The sequence below is a fragment of the Micromonospora sp. NPDC049836 genome, assembly GCF_044465125.1.
Lineage (GTDB): Bacteria > Actinomycetota > Actinomycetes > Mycobacteriales > Micromonosporaceae > Micromonospora.
In genome coordinates, this window is sequence record NZ_JBITLH010000005.1 from 187301 (window position 1) to 212063 (window position 24763).

A 24763-nucleotide genomic window follows, 5' to 3' on the forward strand; every position below is an offset into this window, starting at 1 on the left:
GGTGATGGCGGACGTCCGGCGCATCCGGCAAGATTCGCCGCACGATATCTGTCCCTGGTAGGAAACTTTCATCAATCCGGAGGTGGCGCAAGACCCCGTGACGGATCGATGCGCAGGTCGGGCCGAACATCCGAGGGCGCGACGGAGCCCACCCCGGTCCGTGACCTGTTCGACACCTTCCGTCGCCGAGGTCCGGTCGCTCTCCGGCTGGGGTGCGGGGTCAGGGGCGGGGCTGCGGGCCCTGGGTGGGGCCCTTGACGACGGGCCTGCCGTCGGTCCACACCACCTCGTCGAGCCAGACCTGGCGGCCCGGGTCGGTGCTGCCCTCCTGGCCCGGCGGCCAGGCGTGGTAGAGCAGCCAGGTGCGGCCGTCCTTCTCCACGATGGAGGCGTGGCCCGGGCCGGAGGCGACCCCGTTCGACCGCAGGATCGGATTCTCCGCGGCCTTCACACACGGCCCGGTGGGCCCCGCGCAGACCGCGTAGCCCTCGGCGTAGCTCGCCCGGTCGTAGGCGTTCGCGGCGAAGAAGAGGTGGAGCCGCCCGTCGTGCCGGTGGAAGAAGGGCCCCTCGACCAGGCTGCCCTCCCAGGGCTCGGTCTGCTTGAGCAGCTTCGTCGGCGTGCCCACCAGGCGCAGGCCGTCGTCGCTGAGCCGCTGCGACCAGAGCCAGCTGTCCACCCCGATGGCGTTGCCGTCGTTCTTCCACAGCAGCCAGAGCGTGCCGTCGGCGTCCCGGTACGGGCTGGCGTCGATCGACCCGCCCAGCTCCGCCTGGCACACCAGCGGCCCGGTCGAGTCGTCCCGGTACGGACCCAGCGGGGTGGCCGCCACCGCCCGCCCGAGGCACTGCCGCCCGGAGGCCCGGTCGGCCACCGTGTAGTAGAGGACGAACCGGTCCGGGGCGAGCTGGATCAGCTCGGGCGCCCAGGTCCGGCCCGGGTCGGCCCAGGCCGGCAGCTCCGGCAGGGCGTCACCGGCCGCCGTCCAGTCGACCAGGTCGGGGGAGGTGTGCACGGGCACGTTGCGGCCGCCCGCGTTGGTGTGGACCAGGTACCAGGCCTCGCCGACCCGGATCGCCTGCGGGTCGGGGGCGTCGGTCCGGATGACCGGATTGGTGAACACGGGGCCGTCCTCCGGCGTACTCGACGGGGTGGGTTCGGCGGCGCAGCCGGCGGCGAGCAGCGCGGCGGCGAGGGCCGCTGCCGCGCCGGCTTGCCGCCGTCCGGGTCCGGTCATCCCTTCAGGCCGCTGCGCGAGACGCCCTGGATGACGTGACGCTGGGCGAACACGAAGAGGATCAGCACCGGCACGCTGGCCAGCACCGCCCCGGCCATGATGACCGGGTAGTCGGTCACGTACGCGCCCTGGAGCAGGCCGAGCCCGGCCGGCAGGGTCAGCCGCTCGGGGCTGAACAGCACGTAGACCGGCCAGAGGAAGTCGTTCCAGTTGGTCAGGAACGACAGCACCGCCAGGGTGGCCAGGGCCGGCTTCGACAGCGGCAGCAGCACCCGGGTGAACACCTCCCAGTGGTTCGCCCCGTCCAGCACCGCCGCCTCCTCCAGCTCACGCGGGATGGAGAGGAAGAACTGGCGCAGGAAGAACACCCCGAACGCGCTCGCCGCCCCGGGCACGACCACCACGGTCAGGGTGTCGATCCAACCCAGCCGCTCGGCGATCACGAAGTTCGGGATGATCAGCGAGGTGGGCGGGAGGAAGAGCGTCCCGACGATCAGCGCGAAGCTCAACCGCCGGCCGTGGAACCGCAGCCGGGCCAGGGCGTACGCGGCCATCGACGCGGTGGCCAGCACCAGCAGGGTGTGCAGGCTGGCCGCCAGCATGCTGTTGACGAACCAGCGCAGCACCGGGTTGGCGGTGTTGTGGACGATCTGGTCGTAGCCGTACGTGGAGAACGGGTCCGGCAGCCAACTCGGCGGGTCCTGCTGCGCGTCGGCGTACGTCTTGAGCGAGGTGAGGAGCATCCACACCAGCGGGGTCACGAACACCGCGGTGATCCCGATCAGCACGGCGTAGCGCCCGACCCGGCGCACGGTCGTCATGGTGGCCCCCTCAGTCTTCCCGGTAGCGGAACAGCCGGAAGTTGACGATGCTGACCACGGCCAGCATGAGCGCGAAGAGCACGCTCATCGCGGCCGCCCGGCCCGCGTCGTAGTCGCGCAGCCCTTCGTCGACGATCCGCCAGACCACCGTGCGGGTCTGCTCGCCCGGTGCGCCCTGGGTGATCAGGAACGACTGCCCGAAGACGTTCGCCGAGGCGAGGATCGTGGTGGTGAGCACGAAGAGCAGCACCGGCCGCAGCCCCGGCAGGGTGACGTGCCGGAAACGGTCCCAGCCGTTGGCGCCGTCCACCCGGGCCGCCTCGTACAGCTCCGCCGGGATGTCCTGGAGCCCGGCCAGGTAGATCACCGCGTTGAAGCCGCAGGTCCACCAGACCGTCACGCCGACCAGGGAGACCCACGCCCACGGCACGTCGGTCACCCACGGGGTGTCCGAGGGGAGGCCCACCATCCCGAGCAGCCGGTTGACCAGGCCGAGGTTGGCGTCCAGCAGGAAGCGCCAGAGCAGGCCGATCACCGCGACGCCGAGGACGTACGGGGCGAAGAAGGCGGCCCGGAAGAAGGTCCGCCCCGGGAAGGACCGGTTGAGCAGCAGCGCCAGCCCGAGCGGGACGACCACCAGCAGCGGCACGGAGAGCACCGTGAAGATCCCGGTCGCGCGGACGCTGGACCACCAGTCGCCGTAGATCGCCGAGTCGCTGGAGAAGAGGTCCCGGTAGTTGCCGAGGCCGATGAAGGGACGGTTCGGCAGTTGGAGGTCCCACTGGTGCAGGCTGATCCAGGCGCCGAACAGGATCGGCGCCAGGCCGAAGACCAGGAACAGGATCAGGTACGGCGCGAGGAAGAGGTACGGGGTCGCCCGGTGTCCCCGCTCGGTGACCCCGCCCCGGCGGCGGGTCCGCCCCGCCGGGGGCGGCGCGTCGGCACGCGCCGCCCCGGCCTCGATCACGTCCGCCACGGCGGATCAGCTCCCGTACTTCTTGCGGTTGTCCTCGAGCTGCTTGTTGGCCTTGGCCACGCCGTCGTCCAGCGCCTGCTTCGGCGACTTCTTGCCCAGCGCCGCCTCGTTGAAGGAGTTGTAGAAGGTGGTCATGACCTCGCCGAGGCCCGGCGCGGCCGGCGGGAAGGCCGCGTACTCCAGCTCGGGGGCGAGCGCGCTGATCTCCGGCAGGGCCTTGAACTCGGCGCCCTCCCGGACCGCCTTGCGGGCCGGGATCTGGCCGCCCTTGGCCCAGTCCAGGGAGTGCTGGCTGAGCCAGTTGATGAAGACCTTCGCCCCGGACACCTTGTTGTCGTTGGCGGCGCGCTGCTTGACGATGGTGAAGTTGTGCGAGTTCGCCCAGGCGGCCTGCTGGCTGCCGATCTGCGGCAGCGGGGCGACGCCCCACTGCACGTCCGGGCTCTTCTTCAGGTCGTTGATCTGCCAGATGCCGTTCCAGTTGAAGGCGTTCTTGCCGCTCTTGAGCGCCAGGTAGTCGGCGTCCTGGCCGACGTTGGCCGGCGAGTAGCCCTGCTTGATCATGTCGACCAGCCAGCCGCACGCCTCGACCGCCGGGTCCGAGTTGAAGGTCGCCTTCGCCACCTCGGCGTCGAACAGGGTGCCGCCCCACTGGTGCAGCAGGCTGTAGAAGGTCATGCCGCCGGTGAACTGGAACGGGCTGACCCAGAAGCCCTGCACGCCGGCCTTCTTCAGCTCGGCCAGCGCCGCGGTGTACTCGTCCCGCGTCGTCGGCGGCTTGTTCGGGTCCAGGCCGCCCTTCTGCAGGACCGCCTTGTTGTAGTAGAGGCCGAGCGGGTGCATGTCCAGCGGGATGCCGTACCGCTTGTCGTGGTAGAGGCCGCCCTTCCAGACCGTGGGGGCGAAGTCGCCCTCGCTCAGCTCCAGGGTCTTGGCCACGTCGTCCAGCTCCGTGATCACGCCACGGGCGGCGAAGGTGGCGAGCTGGTCCATGTGCATGACCGCGATGTCCGGTCCGTTGCCGCTGGAGACCGCGCCGGGCAGCTTGCTGTAGTAATCCTGCCACTCGTAGGTGACCACGCTGACCGCGATGTTCTGGTGCTCGGTGTTGAACTGCTCGACGAGCTTCTTGAAGATGTCACCGTCGCCGCCGGTGAAGCCGTTCCACAGCTTCAGGTCGACCTTCGGCCCCGTGTAGTCCTTGCCGCCGTTGCCGGCTCCGGTGGACGTGGTGGCGCTGCCGCCGCCGCAGCCGGCCAGCGAGAGCGTGGCCGCGGCGCCGAGCCCGACGCCGAGGCCGAGCAGCCGTCGTCGGCTCATCTCGTTCTGGATCATGCTCACTCCTTGGGGGACGGGATGCGGTATTGCCTGGTCACGGCTGAGGCGCGAACCGCAGCAGGTTCCAGGAGCAGGCGGGCAGCGCCACGGAGCACCGGCCGCCGTCGAGGGTGGGGGTGGTGAGTTCCCGGGGCGTCACCCGGGCGGGCTCCGCCTCGGTGTTCAGGGCCGCCGGGTCGGCCCCGGCGGTGAGGGTGGTGTGCGCGACCGCGCGCAGGCCGGGCAGCCCGCGCAGGTCGAGGTCGAGCGGGAGGTCCCGCGGGCCCCGGTTGACCGCGAAGACGGCCAGCCCGCCGGTCTCCTCGTCGTGCACGGCGACGGTGTCCAGCACCGGCACGTCGCCGTACCGCTTCGTCTCGTAGGTCGGGCCGACCGGCTCGGTGCGCAGCACGGTGCCCCGGGCGTGCCGGGCGGTGAGGGCGAACGGGTGGAAGATGCTCTGCCGCCAGGCGGGGCCGCCGTCACGGGTCCGGATCGGGGCGATCACGTTGGCGAGCTGCGCCTGGCAGGCCACACCGACCCGGTCGGCGTGCCGGAGCAGGGTGATCAGGAGGTCGCCGACCACGACCGCGTCGACGGCGGTGTAGTCGTCCTCGATCAGCGCCGGCGCCTCCACCCAGCCGCGCCGGTCCAGGTCGGCCCGCATGCGGGACTGGTACCAGACGTTCCACTCGTCGAAGGAGATCTTCAGCCGGCGCCGCTGCCGCAGCTTGGCGCCGACGTGGTCGGCGGTGGCCGTCACCTCGGTGATGAAGGCGTCCATGTCCACGGCGGAGGCGAGGATGCTGGCCCGGTCGCCGTCCGAGGGGTCGTAGTAGGTGTGGGCGGAGATGTAGTCGACGTGCTCGTAGGTGTGTTCCAGCACGGTCGCCTCCCAGGAGGCGAAGGTCGGCATCCCCCGGTTGGAGCTGCCGCAGGCGACCAGGCTGATCGAGGGGTCGACCAGCTTCATGGCGCGGGCCGTCTCGGCGGCGAGCCGGCCGTACTCCTCGGCGGTCTTGTGGCCGACCTGCCAGGGCCCGTCCAGTTCGTTGCCGAGGCACCAGAGCCGCACCCCGTACGGCTGCTCGGCGCCGTGCTTGCGGCGCAGGTCGGACAGTTGCGTGCCGCCCGGGTGGTTGGCGTATTCGAGCAGGTCGCAGGCCTCCTGCACGCCTCGGGTGCCGAGGTTGACCGCCATCATCGGCTCGACCCCGGCCTCGGCCGCCCAGATCATGAACTCGTCCAGCCCGAAGGCGTTGGTCTCGATCGTCTTCCAGGCCAGGTCGAGCCGGCGGGGCCGGTCGCCGACCGGTCCGACGCCGTCCTCCCAGCGGTAGCCGGAGACGAAGTTGCCGCCCGGGTAGCGGACCACCGAGACGCCCAGCTCCCGGGTCAGCTCCAGCACGTCGCGGCGGAAGCCGTGCGGGTCGGCGGTGGGGTGCCCGGGCTCGTAGATGCCGCCGTAGACGCAACGCCCCATGTGCTCCACAAAGGAACCGAAGAGCCGGCGGTCCGCCGGCCCGATCCGGAACGCCGGGTCGATCGTCAACTGCGCGTTGGGCACGGTCCCACCCTCTCCTCCGTACTGTCCCGGTGAGCTGGGCCACCGGGTGTCCCTGGTTTCTACAACGTTGTAAGCAACGATGTAAAGGGGTCGTTATATCGTCGTGACGCGGTAGAGTGCGGCCCAGCAGTCACCCGGAGGGAAGCTCAGTGCGGCACAGGCTCAAGGACGTCGCGGAACGGGCCGGAGTGTCGGTGAAGACCGTCTCCAACGTGGTGAACGGCTACGAGCACGTCCGGCCGGACACCCGGGCCCGGGTCGAGCAGGCCATCGCCGAGCTGAACTACCGGCCCAACCTGTCCGCGCGCAACCTGCGCAAGGGCCGGACCGGGGTGATCGCCCTGGCCGTGCCCGAGCTGGACATCCCGTACTTCGCCGAGCTGGCCCGACACGTGGTCAGCGCCGCCGCCGACCACGGCTGGACGGTGTTGATCGACCAGACCGGCGGCGGCCCCGAGCAGGAGCGGAAGGCCGCCAGGGGGATCGGCGACCACCTGATCGACGGGCTCATCTTCAGCCCGCTCGCACTCAGCGCCGACGACCTGACCGGGCTGCACGGCACGCCGATGGTGCTGCTCGGCGAGCGGGTCGACCACGCGCCGGCCGACCACGTGATGGTCGACAACGTGGCCGCCGCCCGGGAGATCACCGCCCACCTGATCGGCCTCGGCCGCCGCCGGATCGCCGCCATCGGCTCGCAGCGCACCGCCGAGGGGGCCAGCGCCCGGCTCCGCCTGGCCGGCTACGCCGAGGCGCTGACCGATGCCGGCATCGGTTACGACGAGCGGCTGGTGGCGCCCGCGCCGGCCTGGCACCGCGCCGACGGCGCGGCCGCCATCCGGCACCTGCTGGCCACCGGCGTACGCCCCGACGCCGTCTTCTGCTTCAACGACACCCTCGCCCTGGGCGCCCTGCGCGCCCTGCACGAGGCCGGCCTGCGGGTGCCCGCCGACGTCGCGGTGGCCGGCTTCGACGACATCGAGGACGGCCGCTTCTCCATCCCCACCCTGACCACGGTCGCCCCGGACAAGGAGCGGATCGCCCGCCTCGCCGTCGAACTGCTCGCCGGTCGCCTCGACGGCGATCGCGACGCCCCGCCGCGCGAGCTGGTCGCCCCCCACCGCCTCGCCCTCCGCGAATCCGCCCCCGCCCGCCCCTGACCCGCCCTTCCCGCGCCGCGCCCGCAGCCCTTCCCGCGTCGCGCCTCCCGGCCCGTCCGGCGCGGCGCTTCCCGGGCGAGCCCGCGGCCCGGGTTGCCCACCCGCACCCTCGCTGTCAGTCGAAGAAGCGGGCCAGGTGGGAGCTGGTGGGGGGCGGAGCGTCGGACGGGAGGGGTGTGAGGTCGGCGAAGATCGAGGCCCCGTCGCAGCCGACGTGCAGCGGGTACCAGCGTGGGGTGCCCGGCGGGCGCTGGCCGCAGATGCCCTTGAAGGTCTGCACGTCCAGCAGCCGGACGTGGGTCGGGTCGGCCACCGCGTTGACGTGCCGCCACCAGGGACTCATCACGTGCAGCACGCCGCCCGGCCGCAGCGCCCGGTGGCAGTCGTCCAGCAGCGGCAGGAAGTCGATCAGGTGCTCCAGGATGTGCACCGCGAAGAAGACGTCGACCGAGTCGTCGGCCAGCGGCAGCGAGCCGGAGAGGTCGGCCACCGCGTCCACCCCCGGCGCCGGATAGATGTCCAACCCCAGGTTGCCCGGCCACTGCTTGGTCGCCCCGCAACCCAGGTCCACCACCACCGGCGCCCGCCCGGCCACGCCCACCCGGCACCACACGCCCAGCACGCCGGCGAGGCGACCCACCAGGTCGCGGACCAGCCGCAGCTCGGCCGGGTCGGCGACCTCGCCACTGAGGTGCGCGACGCCCCGGTCGAAGCGCACCTCCACGCCGAGGCCGCGCACCCGGTCGTCGTGCGCGGCCAGGTCCGTCCACGCGTCGGCGAGGAACCCGTCGGCCACGGCCAGCCGCTCGGCCGACGGTGCCGAATGCGCCATCACCACCATGCGCCACCTCCGGGCGGCGCGATACCCGGATCGCCGCCCGGTATGCCTGCCCTGCCCCAGGCCGCGCCTCCGGCGCGACTCCGGCCGCCCGTCGCTGAGCGATCGCGGCCCGCGCTGGTTCACCGCCCACGTCACGTTCACCGCCCACGTCACGTCGCCCGTTGGGCCGGTCCCCGCCTCGCGGCGCTGCCCGCGAACCGGGAGCGGCGCCGGCCGGCGGCTCCACTGCCCGCCGATGAGCGATCGCGGCCCGCGAGCCGGGGAGACGCTAAAGATGAATATGCCTCTCCGGCATATTCATGCCGCAGAGGCATATCGGTCTTGGGTGGTGTGTCGGTCGGCAGGGGACGCGCCGGGCGCGGGGGATGGCCGGGTCGGCACCGCGCTACCGCGAGCCCGGAGCTGAGCTCGGCAGGCGTGCGCGCTCGGCGGGTCGCGAGGCCAGGGGAGCGGTCGGCGTCGGGTCGGCGGTCAGCAACACGGTCCGGCAAGGGTGGGCCGGGAAGGGCGCGCTGGACCGGCGGGCGGGTGGCCGGCGGGATCAGCCGGCGATGGTGCGGCGGGCGGTCCGGCCCGCGCCGCGCATCCGCTGGCGCGGCTGGGGAGCCGGTGCCTTCGGCCGCTTGAGGTGGTACCGGTGCAGCTCGTTGTTGCCCGGCAGGGACGGGTCCTCGCTCATCGCGACCAGTTCCCAACCCTGGTCACCGGCCCGGTTCAGGTGGGCCAGCGCGGTGTCGCCGTACGGGGTGACGTCGACCATCGAGCCGTCCGGGCCGTACCAGATGAAGACGACCTCCCACCCGATGTCGGTGGCGGCGGCCTGGCGGCGGCGGACCAGCAGCGCGTACTCCCACTTGAGCATGCCGTCATTCTCACCCCGCGCGACCGGGTCGGCACGACTCAGTCCTCGGCGATCCGCCCGTCGGTGACGCGCAGCCGCCGGTTCACGCTCACCGTGTCCAGCATCCGCCGGTCGTGGGTGACCAGCAGCAGCGTCCCCGGATAGCCGGCCAGCGCCGATTCCAGCTGCTCGATCGCCGGCAGGTCCAGGTGGTTGGTCGGCTCGTCCAGCACCAGCAGGTTCACCCCGCGCCCCTGCAGCAGGGCCAGCGCGGCGCGGGTCCGCTCGCCGGGGGAGAGGGTCGCCGCCGGCCGCAGCACGTGGTCGGCCCGCAGGCCGAACTTGGCCAGCAGCGTCCGCACCTCGGCCGGGGTCAGCTCCGGTACGGCGGCGCCGAAGGCGTCCAGCAGCGGCTGACCGCCGAGGAAGAGCCCGCGGGCCTGGTCCACCTCGCCGACCACCACCCCGGGGCCGAGCGCCGCGTGCCCCTCGTCCAGCGGCAGCCGGCCGAGCAGCGCGGCGAGCAGGGTGCTCTTGCCGGAGCCGTTCGCGCCGGTGATCGCCACCCGGTCCGCCCAGTCGACCTGGAGGTCCACCGGCCCGAGAGTGAAGCCGCCACGGCGTACCACCGCACCGCGGAGCGAGGCCACCACGGCGCCGGCGCGGGGCGCGGCGGCGATCTCCATCCGCAGCTCCCACTCCCGGCGGGGCTCCTCGACCGCCTCCAGCCGCTCGATCAGCCGCGCGGTCTGCTTGGCCTTGGCCGCCTGCTTCTCGGTGGACTCGGTCCGGAACTTGCGGCCGATCTTGTCGTTGTCGGTGGCCTTGCGCCGGGCGTTCTTCACGCCCTTCTCCATCCAGGCCCGCTGCATCCTGGCCCGCGCCTCCAGGCCCGCCCGGGTGTCGGCGTACTCCTCGTACTCCTCGCGGGCGTGCCGGCGGGCCACCTCCCGCTCCTCCAGGTAGGCCGCGTAGCCACCGCCGAAGTGGTTGACCTGGCCCTGGTGCAGGTCCAGTTCCAGCACCCGGGTGACCGTACGGGTCAGGAACTCCCGGTCGTGGCTGACCAGCACGGTCCCGGCGCGCAGCCCGGTGACGAAGTGTTCCAGCCGGTCCAGCCCGGCCAGGTCGAGGTCGTTGGTGGGCTCGTCGAGCAGGAAGATGTCGTAGCGGCTGAGCAGCAGCGAGGCGAGCCCGGCCCGGGCCGCCTGGCCGCCGGAGAGGCCGGTCATCGGGTGGTCCAGGTCGACGGTGAGCCCCAGTTCGGCGGCGACCTGCTCGGCCCGCTCGTCCAGGTCCGCGCCGCCCAGGTCCAGCCAGCGCTCCAGCGCGGTGGCGTACGCGTCGTCGGCACCGGCGGCGCCGGCGGTCAGCGCCTCGGTGGCGGCGTCGAGCGCGGACTGTGCCGCGCTCACCCCGGTACGCCGGGCCAGGAAGTCGCGGACCGTCTCGCCGGGCCGCCGCTCCGGCTCCTGGGGCAGGTAGCCGACGGTGGCGGCGGGCGGGTTCAACGCGACCGAGCCCTGCTCCAGCGGTTGGAGCGCGGCGAGCGTACGCAGCAGCGTGGACTTGCCGGCGCCGTTCACCCCGACCAGCCCGATCACGTCGCCCGGGGCGACGACCAGGTCCAGGTCGGTGAAGAGGAGGCGGTCGCCGTGCCCAGCGGTGAGGTCCTTGGCGATCAGTGTGGCGCTCATCAGGAGATCGAGACTACCGCCGGGGCGGCCCGCGGCGAATCGGATAACCGGGGCGCTGCGCGCAGGCCGGGTGAGGGAGACTCACAGCCGTGGTGACCACTCTGGCGATCGACTGCGGTGGCGGCGGGATCAAGGCTTCCGTGCTGGACGCCGCGGGGACCATGCGGGCCCGACCGCTGCGCGTCCCCACGCCGTACCCCCTGCCGCCCGCGCTCCTCGTCAAGACGCTGCTGGACCTGGGCGGCCGGCTGCCCGCGGCGGACCGGCTCACGGTCGGCATGCCCGGCATGATCCGGCACGGCGTGGTGGTGGCCACCCCGCACTACGTGACCCGGTCCGGGCCGCGCAGCAAGGTCGATCCGGCACTGGTCGCCGAGTGGTCCGGCTACGACGTGCGGACCGCCCTCGCCGAGGCGTTCGGGGTGCCGGCGCTGGTGCTCAACGACGCCGAGGTGCACGGCGCCGGGGTGGTCGCCGGCACCGGCTGCGAACTGGTGCTGACCCTCGGCACCGGGCTGGGCAGCGCCCTCTTCGACGGCGGGGTGCTCGCCCCGCACCTGGAGCTGTCGCACGCGCCGGTGCGCTGGAACACCACCTACGACACGTACGTGGGCGAGCCGGAACGCCGGCGGCTGGGTGACGCGTTCTGGTCCCGGCGGATCCGGCAGGTGGTCGACGGGCTGCGGCCGGTCTTCCGTTGGGACCGGCTCTATCTGGGCGGCGGTAACTCCCGGCTGATCCGGCCGGAACAACTGGCCCGGATGGGCGACGACGTCGTGGTCGTGCCGAACACGGCCGGCATCGTCGGTGGTGTCCGGGCCTGGGACCTGGTGGGCGACCGGTACGACCCGACGCCCTGAGGGCGCAACTTCCAGCCGAGGAACACTCGCGGTACGCCCGGTGTTGTGTCAGCGTCGGACTAAGGGCGGTGCGACACGAGGAGGTGGGTTCGAGTGGATCTTCTGGCGGATTACCGGCGGGCGACCATGTTCTTCGAAGCGGGTGACCCGACCGGGGCGGCCCGGCTGCTCGAGCCGATCGTCGAGGCGGAGCCCGGCAACTCCTCGGTGCGGCAGCTGCTGGCCCGGGCGTACTTCCAGTCGGCCCAGCTCAACCGGGCCGAGGAGCAGCTGCGCGAGCTGGTCGACCGGGACCCGAGCGACCACTACGCGCACCACGTGCTGGGCCGCACGCTGGAGCGGATGAACCGGCCGGCCGACGCGCTGCGGCACCTGCGCATCGCGGCGGCCATGTACTCGACCAACGCCGACTACACCACGGCCCTGCGCCGGGTGGAGGAAAAGGTCGGCAGCGGTCGCTGACCCCCAGGAGCGTACGAAACGGACAGGGCAGCCCGGCGGGCTGCCCTTCACCGTCTCTACGATGGGCTGGTGAAGCTCAAGCTCGATCTCCACGACATCTACAACCGGGGCCACGACATCGACCGGGCCCTGCGCGGGATCATGGACGAGGCGGTGGCGAAGAAGGCCACCCTCGTGGAGATCATCCCCGGCAAGGGCTCCGGCCAGCTCAAGAAGAAGGTGCTGCGCTTCCTCGACCAGAAGGACGTGAAGCAGCTCTACCACCGGGTCGAGAAGGACTCGAAGAACTTCGGCCGCCTCTTCGTCCACTTCCGCTGGAAATAGCGAGGTGCCTGGCTCGCGGTGACGTGACTGGGGCACCACACGTGTCAGGTCTTGATCTCAGCGACCATCGTGTCCGCGTCCTCGAACGACTCGACCGTGCGAAACCCTTCAGCGGCGTACAGCCTCGCAGCGAAGTTCGCCCGCTCCACGCTCAGCGACACCCTGCGGATGCCACGTTCTCGTGCGGCGTCCAGAACAGCGCGCACGAGCATCCGGCCCACACCCCGGCCCCTCCAGGTTTCCAGCACGCCGATCGTCAGCTCTGGCACGTCGTCACTGACGTACCCGTAGCCCGGATCACCGGCGGTCAGGTATCGGAACCAGGCGGCGCCGACTGGCCGATCAGCCGGGTCCACCGCAACCAGGCCGAAGTCGTTCGGCTGCATCCAACCGGTGACGTAGTGAGCCAGTGCGGGATCCGCCAGGATCCGCTCGCGGGACCAGTTGCGCTCAGGCAGCCAGTTCACGGCCTCCACGAGCATGTCGACCAGGAATTCGGAGTCAGCCGGGGTGGCTGCGCGGATGCCGAGGTCGGTCACCGCCGAAGCCTCGCACACGAGGTGGGAACTCGGCGCACCACCACTCGACAGTGGAGCCGCCGGTTGGTCGATCTGCACGCGGCGGCGACCGAACCGAACGGAAGCGGCCTCCCCCGCCGGGTGCCGACCCTCAGAGTTGCCTGCCGAGCCAGAGGCCGAACGCGGCCAGCACCATGCTCACCCCGACGCTGCCGAGCACGTTGACCGCCTCCACGGTGGCGTTCTTGCGCAGCAGTCCCAGCGTGTGCCACTCCTCGGTGGAGAAGGTGGTGTACGCGGCGATGAAGCCGACCCCGACGATCGTGGCGAAGTCCTGCGCCCCCGCCCCGACGTGCTTCGCGGCGTAGCCGGTGACGATGCCGAGCGCGAGCGCGCCGGACACGTTGATCAGGAAGGTGCTGGCCGGGAACGCCCTGGCGGAGCCGGACACCCGCGCCGCCCACCAGGGCTTGACCGCCGCGTCGACCCCGGCGCGGGTCAACGCGCCCAGCCCGCCGGCCAGGAACACCCCGATGCCGAGCCACATCATCTGCCTCCGGCTGCCGGACGGCCCACCTTGACCTCGGCGAGCCGAGCGCCGAGCGCGGCCGCGACGACCCCGCCGACGATGCTCAGGATCAGGTAGCCGATGGCCGAGCCGGTCCGTCGCGCGCCGATCAACTGGTCGGACTCGACGATGAAGTGCGACCAGGTGGTGAAGCCGGCGATGAGCCCGGTCGAGAGGAACGGCTTGCCCCAGGGGCCGGTCAACAGGTGCGCGCCGACCAGCGTCGTCACGGCGGCGAGGGCGAACGCGCCCACCACGTTGATCGCGAAGGTGACCCACGGGAAGTGCGGTGGGGTGGCCGCCGCGAAGTTCTGCCACAGCAGGTAGCGCAGGGTCGCGCCGAGTCCGCCGCCGAGGAGGATCGCGAGAACCTTCACCGCTCCAATCTGCACGGCTGTCCGCCGCCGGACCCGTCGGAAGGGTCTCACCCGATCGTGGGCCGTACCCGCGGCCCGGCGGGCGACCGGGTCGGCTGCCCCGATAATCCTGGCAGGGCGCGTACGGCCGGCCGCCCGCTGCGCGACCCCGCTGCCGGCGTCGACCGGGCCGGCAGACGCCGGAGTGGCGGGAGGCCGGGCATGACGACCGGAGGCGGCGGCGAACTGGTGCGCCGGCCGGGCGGGTCGACCCGGGCCACCCTGCTGGAACTGGTCTTCGACGTGGTGTTCGTGGCCGCCCTGGCGGCGGCCTCGATGCGGATCGCCGAACAGCACTCGTGGCCGGGCACCTGGCTGGTCGCGGTCATGCTCATGGCGATCTGGTGGACCTGGTCGGTCACCTCGACCACCACCGACTTCTACGACCCGGACCGCCGGCCGATCCAGAGCATCCTCATGGTGACGATGCTCGGCGCCCTGGTGATGGCGGCGGCGCTGGCCGCCGACCCGCACTCGCTGATCTTCGCGGGCGGGTACGTGATCCCGCACCTGTTCCGGGGCCTGGTCCTGGTCAGCCTGTTGCACTGGCGCCGGCACCGGGCCCAGCAGCGGGCGGCCCGGTTCTTCTTCTGGTTCCTGGCCTCCAGCCTTTTCTGGCTGGGTGGCGCGCTGCTGCACGGCCTGGCCCGGACCGCGCTCTGGTCGGTCGGGCTGGTGATCGACTACGTCGCGGCCGCGGCCCGCTACCCGACACCCGGACTCGGCCGGGTGCCATTCGCCCAGTACGAGAAGACCAGCGAGCACCTGGGCGAGCGGTACCAGCAGTTCGTCATCCTCGCGCTCGGTGACATCGTGCTGGTGCCCACACTGCGGATCAACACCGCCGAGTTCACCCGGGCCCGGTCCGCGGCCTTCCTCGCCGCCTTCGCCGTCATGCTGCTGCTCTGGCAGATCTACGTGCTGCGCGCCGGGACCATCGTGGCCTCCACCACCCCGCCGGAGGTGCGGCGGGCGGCCCGGCTGGCGCCGTACACCCACCTGCTCATGCTCTCCGGCATCGTCTGCACCGCCGCGGCGTTCGACCTGGTCGTCGGCCGGCCCACCGGGGACACGCCGGGACGCTGGCTGGTCCTGATCCTCGGCGGGCCCGCGCTGGTCCTGATCGGGCGCAGCCTGTTCATCCAGCGGGTCCTGGGCGTGCCCCCGTGGCGGCGGGTGCCCTGGCTGCTGGCGCTGGCGGCGGTGGCCCCCTGGGCGGGCGGCTGGCCGCCGGTGCTGGTCGCCGCCTTCGTCGTGCTGGTGCTGACCGGCGTGGTGGTCGGCGACGCGGTGGCCCCGTCGCCGACCCGATCCGCGCTCCGCGGCCGCCCCGGCTGACCCCCGGCCGGCCCGGGGTCAGAGCGGATAGGTGCGGGCCACCGCGAGCATCTCCGAGCTGTGCGAGCCGACCACGCCGACGTCGGCGGGCCGCGGGCGGAAGCCGGGCAGCCCGGTCAGGCCGTCGCTGGCGTCCATGACCCGCACGTTCACCTGGCCGGCCTTCGGCACGAGGGTGAGCGTCACCTCGACGCCCTCCGGCGGCGGGGCGTGGAACACGACCCCGAAACCCCACCGCCCGGCGCGGGCCTTGACCGGCACGTCCCGCCCGGCCACGGTGGCCGACCGGACCGTGGCCGTGGCGGTCTCCACGTGCAGGGTGAGCAGCCGTACCGTCCGCTGCGGGACCACCCGCAGCCGGAGCACCCGCTGGTCACCGCTGCGGGTGTCGGCGAGCGTCTCCAGCTTCGGGGCGGGCACGTCGGCGGCCGGGGCCGGGCCGGCGCGCAGCTCGCCGTCGCCGAGACCGGGGAAGTCGGCGGAGACGTCGGTGCGGCCGTCCACGTACCCGTGGGTCCAGGGCTGCGGCGCGTCCTCGTGGCTGAGCCAGCGGGCGGCGCCGGTGCCGGCGTCCAGGGCGTACATCAGGTGGGTCGGCACGGGATGGGCGGCGTCGAAGCGGTCCACGGCCAGGCCGACCCCGGCGAGCACCACGGCGGCGAGCGCGGCGGCACCGGCCGGCAGCGCGCCCAGCCGGCGGGCCCGTAGCGCGACCAGGCCGCGCTGGCCGCCGGCCTGCGGGTGCAGCAGGTCGACCACCGGCAGCACGGCCAGGCCGAGCAGCACCGAGACGAGCGCGGCCACCCCGCCCATCGCCATGCCGAGCGCCGGGAAGAGCAGCACCACGGGAGGCAGCAGGATCACCACGGCCACCGCGCCGGCCAGGGTCGCCGCGACCACCGGCCACGGGCCGTCCAGCCGGGTGCCCAGCGCCGCCAGGCCGGCGAGCGCGCCGGCCAGCGCCGGCAGCGTGGTCAGGTACGCGCCGCCGGGCACCAGCACGGCGAGCAGCACCCCGAGCAGGGCCAGCCAGGCCAGCCCGCCGAACGCCAGCGCGGCCGGACCGACCCGGCGGCGGGTCAGCGCGTACCAGGTGAACAGGACCGCGGCGGCGAGCGCCACCACGGCCAGCCGGTACCAGACCGGCCGGTACGGGTCGAGCAGCTCGGCGTACCCGGGGCGGACCGTGGTGATCGCGGTCCAGAGCAGCCACGCGCCGAGCGGGGCGACGACGATCGGCACCAGGGTCAGCCCGACGCCGGCGGCGAGCCGGCCGGCGGTGGCCCGGCCACGGCGGCGCAGCAGCCAGCCGAGCGCGCCGACCGCCAGCAGGGCGGCCAGCGCCAGCGGCAGGGTCAGCCAGCCGGGGTAGCGGACCAGCCCGCCCGGCACCGGGAAGTAGGTGGCGTCGTGGCCGGAGCGCAACTGCCGCAGGTCGGTCCGGCCGAACTCGCGGGCCAGGCCGAGCGCGTTGTCGCCGTGCATCTGCAGGCTGCCCCGGTCCATCGCCGCCGGGGTGTCCAGCGGCGTGTGATAGATCGCCCCGCCGTCGATGTACGCCGAGTTCAGCCCGACGAAGTCGTGGTCCAGGAACGCGGTGAAGTCGGTGTCGTTCGGCAGCGCCCGGTAGATCTCCACGGCGAAGGAGGTGCCCACCGGGTGCGGCGCGGCCCGGCCGAAGACGTCGACCAGCTTCGCGTTGTTCCGGGACGTCTCGAACATGATCACCGGGCCGGTGGCGCCGCGCGCCTCCAGGTTGAGCACCACGCCCCCGTCGCGGGCCAGCGGGTGGTCGGCGGCGAACCCGGACGCGCCGCAGAGGCACGCCTCCTCGGCGTCGGTGAGCACGAAGACCACGTCGTTGCGGGGGCGCGGACCGGTGGTCAGCGCCCGGGCCACCTCCAGGATGGTGGAGGTGCCGGCAGCGTCGTCGTTGCCGCCCGGCCCGGACTGCACCGAATCGTAGTGGGCGACCAGGAAGACCCGCCCGGTCGAGGCGGTGCCGGGCAGCCGGGCCACCACGTTGCGGACCCGGGCCACCGTCGCCCCGCCGGCCGCCCCGCTGAGCTGCCCGGCCTCCGGCGCGACCGCGTCCTGCACCTCGGTCTCCAGGCCGAGGCCGCGCAGCACGCCCACCAGGTGCTCGCGGACCTGGTCGTTGGCGGTGCTGCCGGCCACGTGCGGCCGGGTCGCGATGACCCGCACGTTCTCGTACGCCCGCTCGGCGCTGAACTCGCCCGCCGGGGCGTCCGCCGGGCGCGGCGCCGGGGTGGCCAGGTCGACCAGGACACCCGCGCCGACGGCGAGCAGCGCGACGAGTGCCGCGAGCGCGGCGAGCGGTCGCCGGCGGGGCCGGGCCAGCGCCCGGTCGGCGGGGCGGGAGGGGGGTACGCCCACGGGAGCTCCTCGGGGATGGGTCGGGTGGGGATCATCCTGCACCCCTGGCGGCGGGCCGCGGCAGCCCCCGGTCGGCCGGTGCGTCCCGGGCCGGACAGGGCCGGCCGCGTAACATCGGAACCCGGCCCGGTCGCTCTCCGGCGGGTGGGTCGATATCGGTGCGGCCCGTTCCGGTATCTGTCGTGTTGTGTGCGGCCGTTGTCTGATACAGGATCAGCAGGGCACTCGGAAGGAGCCCGACATCACCAGCGAACTCCCGCGTCTCGCGGCGGTGACCCGACCGCAGCGGGGGTCCGGTCTGCCCGGCGCCGCGGTCGTGCCGCAGGCCGGTTTCGGGCACTACGCGAGCGTGCCCCCCGGCGAGCGGCTGCGGGTGCTCCTGGTCGAGGACGACGAGGGCGACGCCTTCCTGGTCGGCGAGCTGCTCGCCGAGACCAACTCGATGATCGACCTGCTCGTCGCCACCAGCCTCAGCGAGGCCCGCCAGCGGGTGATGGGGGTCGACTGCGTCCTGCTCGACCTGGGCCTGCCCGACGCGCAGGGGCTGGACGGCCTGCGCCAGGTGCTGGACATGGCCAGCGGCGCGGCGGTCTGCGTGCTGACCGGCCGCTCCGACGAGCACCTGGGCATCGTCGCGGTCGCCGAGGGCGCGCAGGACTACCTGGTCAAGGGGCAGGTCGACGGGGTGCTGCTGACCCGGGCCCTGCGCTACGCCGTGGAGCGCAAGCGGGCCGACGTGAACGCCCGCCGGCTGCGCGAGGTGGAGCTGCGCCAGGCCGAGTCGGCCCGGCTGGAGCGCGGTCTGCTGCCGCAGCCGCTGATGACCACCGACCAGGTGGCGGTGCACACCTTCTACCGCCCCGGCCGGCACGCGGCGCTGATCGGTGGCGACTTCTACGACGTGGTGCAGACCCGACCGGACCGGATCGACCTGATCGTCGGTGACGTGTGCGGCCACGGGGTCGACGAGGCGGCCCTCGGCGTCGAGTTGCGGGTGGCCTGGCGGGCGCTGATCCTGGCAGGCGTGCCGGACGAGGAGGTGCTGCCCGCCCTGGAGCAGGTGCTGATGAGCGAGCGGCGGCTCCAGGAGATCTTCGCCACGGTGGCCACCACCCGGCTCGACCTGGCGGCCAACCGGGCGACGGTGCGGCTCGCCGGTCACCCGCCGCCGCTGCTGCTCGCCGGCGGGCGGGTGGGTCCCGTGCCGGCCCGGGGCGGCCTGCTGCTCGGCGTACGGCCGCGCCGGCCGGTGGCGTTCGACCTGGAGTTCGAGACCGAGGACTGGTCCCTGCTGATGTACACCGACGGCCTGATCGAGGGGCGGGTGGGCAGCGGCGACGACCGGCTCGACGTGTCCGGGCTGACCGAGCTGCTCGCCGACCCGGCCAGCCGGGCGGTCTCGCTGGCCGAGCTGCCCGCCTGGCTCGTCGGCCGGGCCGAGCAGCTCAACGGCGGCCCGCTCGCCGACGACGTCGCCATGCTGCTGGTCACCCGCGGCGGTGGCCGGTGAGCACGGCATTCCCTCGGTCTTCGGAAGGTGGTTCGGTGCAGGCGTACCAGCGGGGTTGGACCCTGCGTCGGCGGGTCGTCGCGCTGCTCAGCGTGGTGCTGGTGCTGCTGCTCGGGCTGGCCGCCGCGGAGGCGACCCTGGCGGCGAAGAACCGGCAGAACATCGACGCGGTCCTGCTGAAGACCGGTCCCCTCCGGGTGCAGGCGCAGGAGCTGCTCAGCGCCCTGCTCGACCAGGAGACCGCGGTCCGCGGCTACGCGGTGAACGCCGACCGCAAGGACCTGGCGCCGTACGAGGACGGCCTGAAGCGGGAGCGGGACACCGTCGCCGAGATGCGCGCGCTGGCCCGCGACTACCCGGACGTGCTGCGCGAGCTGGCCGTCGTGGAACAGCAGGCCGCGCAGTGGCGGCGCGACGTCGCCGCGCCGGTGATCAGCACCACCGAGCGCAGCGGCCCGGCCGCCGGCCGGGCGCTGATCACCGAACAGACCCGGCAGCGGTTCGACGGCATCCGGGTCGCGGTGGACAAGCTCCAGAACGAGATCCTGATCGTCCGGCAGCAGACCGCCGCGGACGTGAACGACACCAGCAACGTCCTGGTGGTGCTGCTGATCATCGCGGCGCTGGTGGTGGCGGTCGCCGGCGCGGTCATGCTGCTCTCGCTGGACCGGATCCTGATCCGGCCGCTGGCCGGCCTGGTCGGCCAGGTGCGGGAGGTCGCCGCCGGCGACTACCAGCACCACATCGAGGGGTCCGGCCCGCCGGAGTTCCGCCGGCTCGCCGACGACATCGACCTGATGCGGCAGAAGATCGCCCGGGAACTGGACGAGGTCCGCGAGGCCCGGGAGCGGATCGAATGGGTCAACGGCCAGCTCCAGAAGCAGGCCGAGGAGCTCACCCGCTCCAACCGGGACCTCGAGCAGTTCGCCTACGTGGCCTCACACGACCTGCAGGAGCCGCTGCGCAAGGTGGCCAGCTTCTGCCAGCTCCTCCAGCGCCGCTACGCCGGCCAGCTCGACGAGCGCGCCGACCAGTACATCGCGTTCGCCGTGGACGGCGCGCAGCGGATGCAGCGGCTGATCAACGACCTGCTCGCGTTCTCCCGGATCGGCCGCCTCACCACCGGTTTCACCGAGGTCGACCTGAACAAGGTGATGGGTGACGTGGCCGGCCAGACCGAGGCCGCCCGCCAGTACAGCGACGCCGAGCTGAGCTGGGACGAGTTGCCGGTGATCCGCGGCGAGGAGCCGCTGCTGACCAACCTGCTGGCCAACCTGGTCAGCAACTCGATCAAGTTCCGCCGGCCCGACGTGGCGCCGAAGGTGCACGTGTCGGCCCGGCTGGTGGACGACGAGTGGGAGATCAGCTGCCAGGACAACGGCATCGGGGTCGAGCCGGAGTTCGCCGACAAGATCTTCGTCATCTTCCAGCGGCTGCACGCCAAGGACGCGTACCCGGGCACCGGGATCGGCTTGGCGATCGTCAAGAAGATCGTGGAGTACCACGGCGGCCGGGTCTGGGTGGACACCGGCCTCGACGAGGGCACCGCGATCCGGTTCACCCTCCCCGCCCTGCCCGAGGACGTCGAGCGGGCCCGTGCGGCGGCCGAGCCGGAGGCGGGCGAGCCGGCGGACGCCGAGCCGGCGGCGGCCAGCGAGCCGAGCGGGGAGTCGGTGACGACCGGCGACGGCGCGGATGACACCCTTCGGTCGGCGCCCGTCGGCGCCCAGGCCGACCACGCGGAAGGCGGGGAACCGCCCGAGGGGGCGGCCGGACACGGTACAACCGGTGGCATGAAGGAGACGGTGGGATGACCGCGCCGGCAGACGGCAAGAGCCCGATCGAGGTCCTGCTCGTCGAGGACGACCCGGGCGACGTGTTGATGACCCAGGAGGCGTTCGAGGAGCACAAGCTCCGCAACCGCCTCACGGTCGTCTCCGACGGCGCCGAGGCGCTGGCGTACCTGCGGCAGGAGGGCCAGTACGCGGACGCGGTGACCCCCGACCTGATCCTGCTCGACCTGAACCTGCCCCGCCGGGACGGCCGGGAGGTGCTGGAGGAGATCAAGAAGGACGCGCAGCTCTGCCGGATCCCGGTGGTGGTGCTGACCACCTCCCAGGCCGACGAGGACATCCTGCGCAGCTACCAGCTGCACGCCAACGCCTACGTGACCAAGCCGGTGGACTTCGAGCGCTTCATCTCGGTGGTCCGCCAGATCGACGAGTTCTTCGTCAGCGTGGTCAAGCTGCCGCCGCGTGGCTGACCAGCTGCTGGACGATGTCGACGCGCTGCTGCGACAGGCCGCGGCGGAGATCGTGGTGCCGCTGTTCCGGCGGCTCGACGACGCCGACATCTCCGAGAAGGCACCCGGCGAGGTGGTCACCGTCGCCGACCGCGAGGCCGAGGAGCTGATCTCCGCGGGGCTGCGCCGGCTGCGCCCCGGCTCGGTGGTGGTCGGTGAGGAGGCGGTCGCCGCGGATCCCGACCTGCTGCGCCACCTGCACGGCGACGGCGACGTCTGGCTGGTCGACCCGGTCGACGGCACCTCCAACTTCGCCGCCGGCCGGCGGCCGTTCGCCCTGATGATCGCCCTGCTGACCGACGGTGTGCCGGTGGCCTCCTGGGTGTACGACCCGCTGGACGGGACGATGGCCATCGCCCGCGCCGGGGCGGGCACCCGGCTGGACGGGACGGCGGTACGCACCACCGGGGCGCAGCCGGAGGTCGGCGCCTTGCGGGGCACCGCGATGACCCGGTTCCTGCCGCCGGACGCCCGGCGGAGCGTGTCGGCGGGCGGTACCCGCATCGGCGAGCTGCTGCCCGGCCAGCACTGCGCGGGCCGGGAGTACCTCGACATCCTCACCGGCAAGCAGCAGTTCGTGCTCTTCTGGCGCACCCTGCCGTGGGACCACGTCCCCGGCGCGACGCTGGTCCGGGAGGCGGGCGGGGTGGCGCGGCGCTTCGACGGCACCGACTACCACCCGGCGGACGAGGGCCGTGGCCTGCTGGTCGCGGCCAGCGAGGAGATCTGGAACGAGGTCCGCGCGGCCCTGCTCGGCAGCTGACCGCGACAGGGTCGCCACGCTGCGTCGACGATCGGCGTCGGGCGAGGTCGTGGGCCTGGCGCGGCGGGCGCGGTCCGGTATCGTGACCGGCGGTTTCCGCCAGCAGGCCGCCGATCGGGGCCGGTGGAGCCGCCGCCGCGCAGAGTTCGACCCGGGGGCCGGCGGTCGACGGAAGGACGCTTTCGTGCCCAGGACCAGGCTCATCCGGCGGCGCGTCCGCCGGGCGCTGCTCGCCCTGCTCGCCGCGACGGCGCTGCTGCTCGGCGCGGGACTCGCCACCGCCGGGCCGGCGGCCGCCGCGCCCAGCCCGAGCGCCCCCGACGAGGGAGGCAGCAAGCAGCTGCGGGCGGCGCTCGACGCGGCGGCCCGGGGCCACATCGAGGCCAAGGCGCGCCTCGACAACTCCAAGCGCCGGCAGACCGCGCTGACCGGGCAGCTCAAGCAGCTCGACGTACGCCTGGTCGAGCTGACCGCCCAGGTGGGCGAGGTGGCCGCGCAGTCCTACCGGGTGGGCCGGCTGACCCCGGTGTCGATGCTGCTGGCCAGCTCCAGCCCGAACGCCTTCGTCAAGCGTGCCGCCGAGCTGGACGTGATGGCGCAGCGGGACAGCAAGCGGCTGCGCGACCTGAACGAGACGAAGGCCGAGGCGGCCCAGGCCAAGCTGGCCCTCGACGCCGAGGTCCGCGAGCAGCAGAAGCAGCTCGCCGTGCTGGCCCGGAAGAAGCGGGACGCCGAGGTGGCGCTGGCCAAGGTCAGCTCGGGCAGCGGCGCCGGCTTCGGCGGCGGCTCCGCGTCCGCCAAGCCCGCGCCGCGCAACCCGGACGGCTCGTGGCCGTCGGAGTCGTGCTCGGTGAACGACCCGACGCCGGCCGACGGCTGCATCACCCCGCGCACCCTGCACATGCTCCAGCAGGCCCAGGCGGCCGGCTACCAGCGCTACGTGTCCTGCCACCGCAGCGGCGGCGACGGGGAGCACCCGAAGGGGCGGGCCTGCGACTTCGCCGCGGCGACCAGCGGCTTCAAGGACGTCTCGGCCACCGGCGGGGACAAGGCGTACGGCGATCGCCTGGCGACCTGGGCGAAGAACAACGCGAGCCGGCTCGGCATCATGTACGTGATCTGGTATCGGCAGATCTGGATGCCGAACACCGGTTGGCGGTCGTACAGCGGGGGCGGCAGCCCGGCCGCCGACCACACAAACCATGTTCACATCTCGATGTATTGACCCTGCCGGGCCGGAACGCTGCGTAGCATCGCGACGGTGAGCAGTACCTTCTCCGATGTCGCGGTGGACCCGGCGCCGGCGGCGCCGACCCCGCCCCGGGCCCTGCCGAACGGGCTCGCCGCGTTCCTGGTCTTCCTCTCCAGCGGCGCCGTGCTGGTGCTGGAGACCGTCTCGCTCCGGCTGGTCGGCCCGTACGTCGGGGTGACCCTCCAGGTGACCAGTTCGGTCATCGGCATGGCGCTGGCCGCCATCGCGTACGGGGCGTGGATGGGCGGGTGGCTGGCCGACCGGCGGGACCCGCGTACCCTGCTCGCCCCGGCCCTGGTGCTGGCCGGCATCGCCACCGCGGTGACCCTCCCCGTCGTCCGGTACGCCGGCGAGGCGCTGCGCGGCGGCGCGGTCAGCGCGGTGCTGCTGCTGACCGCGGTGGCGGTGCTGCTGCCGGCGGCGCTGCTCGCCGGGATCACCCCGCTGGTGGTGAAGCTCCAGTTGGCCGACCTGCGCCGGACCGGTCAGGTGGTCGGGCGGCTCTCCGGCATCGGCACCCTCGGCGGGATCACCGCCACCCTGCTCACCGGCTTCGTGCTGGTGGCCGCCCTGCCCAGCTCGGTGATCGTGCTCGGGCTGGCCGGCGGGCTCGGGCTGACCGGGCTGGTGCTCGGGGCGTACCTGCGGCGACGCGCGGGGACCGGGCTGCCGGCTCCGGCCCGGGCGAAGGCCGCTCTCGCAGTGCTCGGCCTGGCCGGCGCCGGGTTCACCACCGTGGCCCCGAACCCGTGCGACGTGGAGACGGCCTACCACTGCGCCCGGGTCGAGGTGGACGGGCAGTGGCCGGACGGGCGCACCCTCTATCTCAACTCGGCCGAGCACTCCTACGTCGACCTGGGCGACCCGACCCACCTGAAGTACGCGTACACCCAGTGGATCGGGCTGGTGGCCGACGAGATCGCCGCGAAGGGGCAGCGCCTGGACGCCCTGCACCTGGGCGGCGGCGGCTTCACCATCCCGCGTTACCTGGCCGCCACCCGGCCGGGCACCCGCAGCCTGGTCTTCGAGATCGACGGCGGGCTGGTCGAGCTGGACCGGCGCGAGCTGGGCGTGCGGACCGGACCGGAGCTGACCGCGAAGGTCGGCGACGCGCGGGTGCTGCTCGGCGGGGAGCCGACCGACAGCCGGGACTTCATCGTCGGCGACGCCTTCGGTCACCTGGTGGTGCCGTGGCACCTGGCGACCCGGGAGATGGCCGCGGACATCCGCCGGGTGCTGCGCCCGGGCGGGATCTACGTGCAGAACGTCATCGACTACCCGCCGGGCCGGTTCATCCGGGCGGAACTGGCCACCGTGGCGGCCGAGTTCCGCAACGTCGCGTTGATCGCGCCGCCCTGGGCGATCGAGGGCCGGTCCGGTGCCAACTTCCTCATCGTCGGCTCGGACGCGCCGTTGCCGCTGGACCGGCTGGCCGCCGGCCTGCCCCGGCTGCCCGATCAGGCGGTGCTGCTGCACGGCGCCGAGCTGACCGCGTTCGTCGGTGACGCCCTGGTGCTGACCGACGACTACGCCCCGGTGGACCAGCTCCTGGCGACCGCCTGAACGGGTGACTTTTCTGACCGATTCCGACCCTTC

At 73.2% G+C, this 24763-nt stretch carries 23 protein-coding genes; 11 read left to right on the forward strand and 12 right to left on the reverse strand.

What is annotated here, in order from left to right; all coding sequences use genetic code 11:
• Positions 1-220: 220 nt before the first annotated feature.
• The 5 genes from ACIBPB_RS15485 to ACIBPB_RS15505 are packed head-to-tail and all read right to left on the reverse strand — an operon-like array spanning position 221 to position 5918.
• Entirely contained in the window at positions 221-1237 is a 1017-nt protein-coding gene (locus ACIBPB_RS15485; protein ID WP_396840267.1) for a glycoside hydrolase family 43 protein, read from the reverse strand.
• Positions 1234-2058 (reverse strand): carbohydrate ABC transporter permease, encoded by an 825-nt coding sequence (locus ACIBPB_RS15490; RefSeq protein WP_396840268.1) that lies wholly within the window; start codon positions 2056-2058, stop codon positions 1234-1236. The genes ACIBPB_RS15485 and ACIBPB_RS15490 overlap by 4 nt, the downstream gene beginning before the upstream one ends.
• A gap of 10 nt (positions 2059-2068) precedes the next feature.
• Positions 2069-3034, reverse strand: a complete 966-nt coding sequence (locus ACIBPB_RS15495) for a carbohydrate ABC transporter permease (protein ID WP_396840269.1) — start codon at positions 3032-3034, stop codon at positions 2069-2071.
• A 6-nt stretch (positions 3035-3040) separates the two neighbouring features.
• Positions 3041-4369 (reverse strand): ABC transporter substrate-binding protein, encoded by a 1329-nt coding sequence (locus ACIBPB_RS15500; RefSeq protein ID WP_396840270.1) that lies wholly within the window; start codon positions 4367-4369, stop codon positions 3041-3043.
• Between the two features lie 37 nt (positions 4370-4406).
• Entirely contained in the window at positions 4407-5918 is a 1512-nt protein-coding gene (locus ACIBPB_RS15505) for an alpha-N-arabinofuranosidase (RefSeq protein ID WP_396840271.1), read from the reverse strand.
• Between the two features lie 149 nt (positions 5919-6067).
• Between ACIBPB_RS15505 and ACIBPB_RS15510 the strand changes: the two genes are divergently transcribed.
• Positions 6068-7078: a LacI family DNA-binding transcriptional regulator gene (locus ACIBPB_RS15510; RefSeq protein ID WP_396840272.1), complete on the forward strand. Its 1011-nt coding sequence runs from the start codon at positions 6068-6070 to the stop codon at positions 7076-7078.
• A gap of 115 nt (positions 7079-7193) precedes the next feature.
• Here the strand turns inward: ACIBPB_RS15510 and ACIBPB_RS15515 are convergent, their stop codons facing one another.
• From ACIBPB_RS15515 to ACIBPB_RS15525, 3 genes are all read right to left on the reverse strand, one after another.
• A complete protein-coding gene (locus ACIBPB_RS15515) occupies positions 7194-7919 on the reverse strand; it encodes a methyltransferase domain-containing protein (RefSeq protein WP_396840273.1) in 726 nt (241 codons plus the stop codon).
• A gap of 541 nt (positions 7920-8460) precedes the next feature.
• A complete protein-coding gene (locus tag ACIBPB_RS15520; protein ID WP_357324122.1) occupies positions 8461-8781 on the reverse strand; it encodes a hypothetical protein in 321 nt (106 codons plus the stop codon).
• 38 nt (positions 8782-8819) lie between these two features.
• Complete coding sequence (locus ACIBPB_RS15525) at positions 8820-10457, reverse strand: ABC-F family ATP-binding cassette domain-containing protein (protein WP_396840274.1); 1638 nt, start codon at positions 10455-10457, stop codon at positions 8820-8822.
• Positions 10458-10546: 89 nt separating this feature from the next.
• On the opposite strand from ACIBPB_RS15525, the gene ACIBPB_RS15530 reads away from it, so the two are divergent.
• From ACIBPB_RS15530 to ACIBPB_RS15540, 3 genes are all read left to right on the forward strand, one after another.
• The gene (locus ACIBPB_RS15530) at positions 10547-11317 is read left to right on the forward strand and encodes an ROK family protein (RefSeq protein WP_357324128.1); all 771 of its coding nucleotides are present in this window, start codon (positions 10547-10549) and stop codon (positions 11315-11317) included.
• 93 nt (positions 11318-11410) lie between these two features.
• Positions 11411-11779, forward strand: coding sequence for a tetratricopeptide repeat protein (locus tag ACIBPB_RS15535; protein WP_357324131.1), 369 nt, complete (start codon positions 11411-11413; stop codon positions 11777-11779).
• A 69-nt stretch (positions 11780-11848) separates the two neighbouring features.
• Positions 11849-12103 carry a Smr/MutS family protein gene (locus tag ACIBPB_RS15540; RefSeq protein ID WP_046564396.1) on the forward strand — a complete coding sequence of 85 codons (255 nt, stop codon included), beginning with the start codon at positions 11849-11851 and terminating at the stop codon, positions 12101-12103.
• A gap of 44 nt (positions 12104-12147) precedes the next feature.
• Here ACIBPB_RS15540 and ACIBPB_RS15545 read toward each other — a convergent pair whose 3' ends face one another.
• The 3 genes from ACIBPB_RS15545 to ACIBPB_RS15555 form a co-directional block, all read right to left on the reverse strand.
• Positions 12148-12642 carry a GNAT family N-acetyltransferase gene (locus tag ACIBPB_RS15545; RefSeq protein ID WP_396840276.1) on the reverse strand — a complete coding sequence of 165 codons (495 nt, stop codon included), beginning with the start codon at positions 12640-12642 and terminating at the stop codon, positions 12148-12150.
• Between the two features lie 130 nt (positions 12643-12772).
• Entirely contained in the window at positions 12773-13168 is a 396-nt protein-coding gene (locus tag ACIBPB_RS15550) for a fluoride efflux transporter FluC (RefSeq protein WP_396840277.1), read from the reverse strand.
• On the reverse strand, positions 13168-13566 hold the full coding sequence (locus tag ACIBPB_RS15555; RefSeq protein ID WP_396840278.1) for a fluoride efflux transporter FluC: 399 nt from the start codon (positions 13564-13566) through the stop codon (positions 13168-13170). The genes ACIBPB_RS15550 and ACIBPB_RS15555 overlap by 1 nt, the downstream gene beginning before the upstream one ends.
• 201 nt (positions 13567-13767) lie before the next feature.
• Here ACIBPB_RS15555 and ACIBPB_RS15560 point away from each other — a divergent pair, with 201 nt between their 5' ends.
• Positions 13768-14943: a low temperature requirement protein A gene (locus tag ACIBPB_RS15560; protein WP_396840280.1), complete on the forward strand. Its 1176-nt coding sequence runs from the start codon at positions 13768-13770 to the stop codon at positions 14941-14943.
• Positions 14944-14961: 18 nt separating this feature from the next.
• Here ACIBPB_RS15560 and ACIBPB_RS15565 read toward each other — a convergent pair whose 3' ends face one another.
• Positions 14962-17340, reverse strand: a complete 2379-nt coding sequence (locus ACIBPB_RS15565) for a M28 family peptidase (RefSeq protein ID WP_396840281.1) — start codon at positions 17338-17340, stop codon at positions 14962-14964.
• A gap of 271 nt (positions 17341-17611) precedes the next feature.
• Between ACIBPB_RS15565 and ACIBPB_RS15570 the strand changes: the two genes are divergently transcribed.
• From ACIBPB_RS15570 to ACIBPB_RS15595, 6 genes are all read left to right on the forward strand, one after another.
• Entirely contained in the window at positions 17612-18850 is a 1239-nt protein-coding gene (locus ACIBPB_RS15570) for a PP2C family protein-serine/threonine phosphatase (protein WP_396840282.1), read from the forward strand.
• 35 nt (positions 18851-18885) lie between these two features.
• Positions 18886-20664, forward strand: a complete 1779-nt coding sequence (locus tag ACIBPB_RS15575) for an ATP-binding protein (RefSeq protein WP_396840284.1) — start codon at positions 18886-18888, stop codon at positions 20662-20664.
• Positions 20661-21113 (forward strand): response regulator, encoded by a 453-nt coding sequence (locus ACIBPB_RS15580; RefSeq protein ID WP_396840286.1) that lies wholly within the window; start codon positions 20661-20663, stop codon positions 21111-21113. Before ACIBPB_RS15575 ends, ACIBPB_RS15580 begins: the two co-directional genes overlap by 4 nt.
• Positions 21106-21915 (forward strand): inositol monophosphatase family protein, encoded by an 810-nt coding sequence (locus ACIBPB_RS15585; RefSeq protein ID WP_357324160.1) that lies wholly within the window; start codon positions 21106-21108, stop codon positions 21913-21915. The genes ACIBPB_RS15580 and ACIBPB_RS15585 overlap by 8 nt, the downstream gene beginning before the upstream one ends.
• A 184-nt stretch (positions 21916-22099) precedes the next feature.
• Positions 22100-23140 (forward strand): coiled-coil domain-containing protein, encoded by a 1041-nt coding sequence (locus ACIBPB_RS15590; RefSeq protein ID WP_396840287.1) that lies wholly within the window; start codon positions 22100-22102, stop codon positions 23138-23140.
• A gap of 36 nt (positions 23141-23176) precedes the next feature.
• A complete protein-coding gene (locus tag ACIBPB_RS15595) occupies positions 23177-24730 on the forward strand; it encodes a fused MFS/spermidine synthase (RefSeq protein ID WP_396840288.1) in 1554 nt (517 codons plus the stop codon).
• Positions 24731-24763 lie beyond the last annotated feature (33 nt).

What these genes read in the sequence shown, in the direction of transcription:
- ACIBPB_RS15525 (WP_396840274.1), bottom strand. Translation starts at nt 10,457, where the DNA reads ATGAGCGCCACACTGATCGCCAAGGACCTCACCGCTGGGCACGGCGAC.
- ACIBPB_RS15490 (WP_396840268.1), bottom strand. Translation starts at nt 2,058, where the DNA reads ATGACGACCGTGCGCCGGGTCGGGCGCTACGCCGTGCTGATCGGGATC.
- ACIBPB_RS15515 (WP_396840273.1), bottom strand. Translation starts at nt 7,919, where the DNA reads ATGGTGGTGATGGCGCATTCGGCACCGTCGGCCGAGCGGCTGGCCGTG.
- ACIBPB_RS15580 (WP_396840286.1), top strand. Translation starts at nt 20,661, where the DNA reads ATGACCGCGCCGGCAGACGGCAAGAGCCCGATCGAGGTCCTGCTCGTC.
- ACIBPB_RS15520 (WP_357324122.1), bottom strand. Translation starts at nt 8,781, where the DNA reads ATGCTCAAGTGGGAGTACGCGCTGCTGGTCCGCCGCCGCCAGGCCGCC.
- ACIBPB_RS15560 (WP_396840280.1), top strand. Translation starts at nt 13,768, where the DNA reads ATGACGACCGGAGGCGGCGGCGAACTGGTGCGCCGGCCGGGCGGGTCG.
- ACIBPB_RS15500 (WP_396840270.1), bottom strand. Translation starts at nt 4,369, where the DNA reads ATGATCCAGAACGAGATGAGCCGACGACGGCTGCTCGGCCTCGGCGTC.
- ACIBPB_RS15550 (WP_396840277.1), bottom strand. Translation starts at nt 13,168, where the DNA reads ATGTGGCTCGGCATCGGGGTGTTCCTGGCCGGCGGGCTGGGCGCGTTG.
- ACIBPB_RS15485 (WP_396840267.1), bottom strand. Translation starts at nt 1,237, where the DNA reads ATGACCGGACCCGGACGGCGGCAAGCCGGCGCGGCAGCGGCCCTCGCC.